Annotated in this window: 2 protein-coding genes and 1 pseudogene; 1 reads left to right on the forward strand and 2 read right to left on the reverse strand. The window is 75.9% G+C overall.

Annotated features, from left to right (window positions below; all coding sequences use genetic code 11):
* Positions 1 to 291 (reverse strand): annotated as a pseudogene (locus tag BG452_RS32705) (hypothetical protein); the annotation flags it as partial.
* A gap of 335 nt (positions 292 to 626) precedes the next feature.
* Between BG452_RS32705 and BG452_RS32710 the strand changes: the two are divergent.
* Positions 627 to 1,034 (forward strand): cobalamin B12-binding domain-containing protein, encoded by a 408-nt coding sequence (locus BG452_RS32710; RefSeq protein WP_188307980.1) that lies wholly within the window; start codon positions 627 to 629, stop codon positions 1,032 to 1,034.
* A 124-nt stretch (positions 1,035 to 1,158) separates the two neighbouring features.
* Here BG452_RS32710 and BG452_RS32715 read toward each other — a convergent pair.
* Positions 1,159 to 2,395 (reverse strand): DUF5691 domain-containing protein (locus tag BG452_RS32715; RefSeq protein WP_188307981.1); only part of this gene is annotated, 1,237 nt, incomplete at its 5' end.

Here is a 2,395-nt window from a genome sequence, read left to right on the forward strand (position 1 = left end):
CTGCGCCTGGCCGGCGTCCGCGACCGCCTGTCGGGCGGCCTGCTGCGCCGCCGTCCGGTCGGGGGCGTCGGCCGCCGACGCCTGCGGTGCCACCTGGTCGGCCTGCTCCTGGACCACCGCGACGCCCGCCGCCCCGGCCACTCCGAGCGCGGCCACCGACGGGAGCGCGACCCGGAACAGCGCGGCCCGGGTAGCCGCCTTGGCGGCGCCACGGCGCTGCGCGCGGGACTGCTCGCGGGCGGCGAGGCGCAGCTCCGCACGGGTCGGGCGGGCGGCTGCTTCGGGAGCCATCAGGGGCTGCCTCCTCGGTGGGCCTCGGGCACGTCATCGGGCGAGGTAAACAGCCGTGACTGTAGTCCCACGCCCGACGCCCCGGAAAAACCGCCGGTTGTCAAGGGGGCGCACGGGGGTCTGCGCCGTGCCGGTACGGACGGTCCCCGGACGGGCATACCCACTGGTAGCAAGGCCTGGGGCTGTGACTTTGCCCTCCTCTTGGGAGGTGGTTCGGCCAACCGGGCCGGGTGGCGCTAATCTCCCCTCAGGTTGGTTGGTTATCGACCGTTAACCGCACCCGTGGGCCCACAAGGTCCGGTCGGATGATGGACGACGAGGTCCAGGAGGCAGTCATGAGTGTGTCGGGGCCGATCCGTGTGGTGGTCGCCAAGCCGGGGCTCGACGGTCACGACCGTGGCGCCAAGGTCATCGCGCGCGCCCTGCGCGACGCCGGTATGGAGGTCATCTACACCGGGCTGCACCAGACGCCCGAACAGGTGGTCGACACCGCGATCCAGGAGGACGCGGACGGCATCGGGCTGTCGATCCTCTCCGGCGCCCACATGACGCTGTGCGCGCGGGTGCTCGAGCTGCTGAAGGAGCGCGACGCGGCGGACATCAAGGTCTTCTGCGGCGGGATCATCCCGGACGAGGACATCGCCGAGCTCAAGGCGATGGGCGTCGCGGACATCTTCACCCCGGGCACGCCCACCCGGGACGTGGTCGCCTGGGTCGAGGCCAACCTGCGGACGGCCGGCTGAGTTTCGGCGCGGAGCGGGCCGGTCCGTACGTACGGACCGGCCCGCTCGGGCGTGCCCGACCCGCGAGCGCTGTCGGGTCGGGAGCGCCGCCCGTTCGGGAGCGCCGCCCGTTCGGCGGCACCGGTCAGTTCGGCGGCGCCGTCAGCTCGTTCAGCATCGCGGCCCGGAAGCGCAGTGTCCCGGCCAGCCGGGCGAAGGTCTCCGACCAGGCCGAGTCGGGGGCCGCCCCGGCGGCCAGCTCCTCCACCGCGGCGGCCGTCCCGGGGGAGAGCGCGCGCTCCGTCATCCCGAGCACCCCGCTGTGGCTCCACGGGTACGCGCCGGAGTCGGCGGCCCGGGCCAGCGCCGCCACCACGGCGGTGGACAGCGGCGGCGTCCACGGGGTGGCGCAGGCGCCGAGCAACTGGAAGGCCTCGCCCAGGCCGTGCACCTCGATGAAGGCGGCCGTCCAGGCGGCCCGTTCCTCGGCCGGGAGGACGGCCAGCAGCTTCGCCGGGGCACCGGTGACCCGCGCGCCGCGGGCCCGGCCGGCGCCCCGGGCCGACGGGACGGGGGCCGGGCCGAGCAGTGCCCGGGCCCAGTCGGCGTCGTGCTGGCGCACGGCGGCGCGCGCCCAGGCCTCACGCAGGTCGTCGGCCCAGCTGCTGCTGGTCTCGTCCACGCTGTCGCCGACCCGCAGCGCGAGCAGCTGCTCCGGCGTCAGGCCGGTGCTGTCCGGCCAGACCGCCAGTGGTGCGGCGGCCACCACCTCGCCGAACCACCAGGCCCGTTCGCCGCGCCCGGTGGGGGACTTGGGCGTGATGCCGTCGCGCTGCATCCGTTCGTCGCACTCGGCGGGCGGGGTGACCAGCAGGTGGGTGCCGCTCCCGGCGAGCCGGACGGCGGCCCGGGCCCGCTCGGCCATCCGCTGGGCGAGTGCGGAGCCGGGCAGGGTGGAGAGCAGTTCGGCGGCGGTGGCGCGGACGTTCTTGCTGCGGTCGCCGAGGGCGGCCTCCAGGAAGGGTTCGTCGGCGGGGGAAAGCCCGTCCTGCAGGGCGTCCAGGAAGAGCAGCCGGTCCTCGGCGCGTTCGGTCGGCCAGGTGCCGCGCAGCAGCTCCAGGCCGGCGGCCGGGTCGCGGCGGCGCAGCAGGGTGAGGTGGGTGACCCGCTCGGCGAACAGGCCCTCGTGCCACAGCCGGTGGTCGGCCGGGTCGGCCGGGTCGGTCGCGCCGGCCGGGTCGGTCGTGTTGGCCGGCTCGGGTGCGTTGGTGCGCAGCACGAAGCGCCAGTCGGGGTTCCGCGCGGCCAGCCAGCGGCCCAGCGGACCGGCCAACGCGACGGCGTCGGGCCGCAGTTCGCTGCGCGCGCGGGCGGCGTCGAGC

Origin of the sequence: Streptomyces sp. CBMA123 (genome assembly GCF_014596465.1) — a bacterium.
In the GTDB taxonomy this organism is placed as follows: Bacteria; Actinomycetota; Actinomycetes; order Streptomycetales; family Streptomycetaceae; genus Kitasatospora.